At 66.3% G+C, this 1268-nt stretch carries 1 protein-coding gene; it reads left to right on the top strand.

Translation table 11 applies throughout. The features are described from left to right. Positions 1-48: 48 nt before the first annotated feature. Positions 49-1236 (top strand): IS30 family transposase, encoded by a 1188-nt coding sequence (locus tag B7R22_RS18575; protein WP_116413163.1) that lies wholly within the window; start codon positions 49-51, stop codon positions 1234-1236. Positions 1237-1268 lie beyond the last annotated feature (32 nt).

Raw genomic sequence — 1268 nt, 5'->3', positions numbered from 1 at the left:
GGTGGAGTCATATGGTCGTTGCAACGTCTGATCTGATTGGTGCGTTGCATGGTTCGTGTGAGTCGTGTGGTTTTGGACGAGTTTCTGGACCTGGTATCGTCGGGGTCGTCGTTGACGTCTGCTGCGGCCACGGTTGGCGCGTCGCGGCAGGGCGGCACGAGGTGGTGGCGTGATCATGCCGGTATGAAACTTCAGGTTGGCCGTATCGGCGGCGGTATCGATCGCCCCTCACCCGGAGAGGTGGCCGGTTCAAGGTTCCTGTCCGTAGCGGAGCGCCGGGTGATCCAGTTCGGTCTCCGGCAGGGCCTGTCCTACGCCCGGATCGGAGCGGAACTCGGCCGGGACCGGACGGTCGTGTACCGGGAAGTGATGCGTAACCGTGGCCCGGACGGCACCTACCACGGTGGTGTCGCCGACGTAAGCGCGCACCAGCGACGGCGTCGCCCGAAACCCTTCAAACTCCTGACGAACCCGGGGCTGTGCCGGCGGATCGAGAGATGGATGGACCAGGGCTGGTCCCCGAAACTGATCGCGTCCACGCTCGCCCAGGACGCGGGTACCGATCAGACTGGTCGGGTGTCGCACGAAACGATCTATCAGGCCCTCTATGTCCAGGCCCGAGGCTCGCTCCGCGCCGACCTGGCCCGGAAGCTGTCTCTGAAACGCCGCGAACGCTCCCGCACGGGCAGCCGGCGGGCGAGCCCGTCGCCGTACAAGGACGCGTTCACGATCAGTGAACGACCCCCCGAGGTCGCTGACCGGGCCGTGCCCGGACACTGGGAAGGCGACCTGATCGTGGGGCCGGGCAGTAAGAGCGCGATCGGGACGCTCGTAGAACGCCAAACCCGTTTCGTGATTCTGCTGCACCTGCCCGGCGGTCACACCGCGGACGAGGTCGCGGACGCGATGATCCGGGAAATGCGTCGCCTGCCCGAGCACCTGCGCCAAACGATCACCTGGGACCGTGGCACAGAACTCGCGCAGTACCGGCGAATCCAGCTCGCGCTCGACACGAAACTGTTCTTCGCCGACCCGCACTCACCCTGGCAGCGCGGCAGTAACGAGAACACCAACCGGCTCCTCCGGTTCTGGTTCGAGAAAGGCACCGACCTCTCCGCCCACACCGCCCAAGACCTCCGACGCGTCGCGGCGACCCTGAACAGCCGCCCCCGCCCCACCCTCGACTACGACACCCCAGCCACACGGCTGAACAGACTCCTCACCGAGGCAGCCTGACCCCCCAGTTGCAACCACCACTTGACGCCGCC

This window comes from Subtercola boreus (genome assembly GCF_003399635.1).
In the GTDB taxonomy this organism is placed as follows: Bacteria; Actinomycetota; Actinomycetes; order Actinomycetales; family Microbacteriaceae; genus Subtercola; species Subtercola boreus_B.
This window is presented reverse-complemented; position numbering and strand designations above follow the sequence as displayed.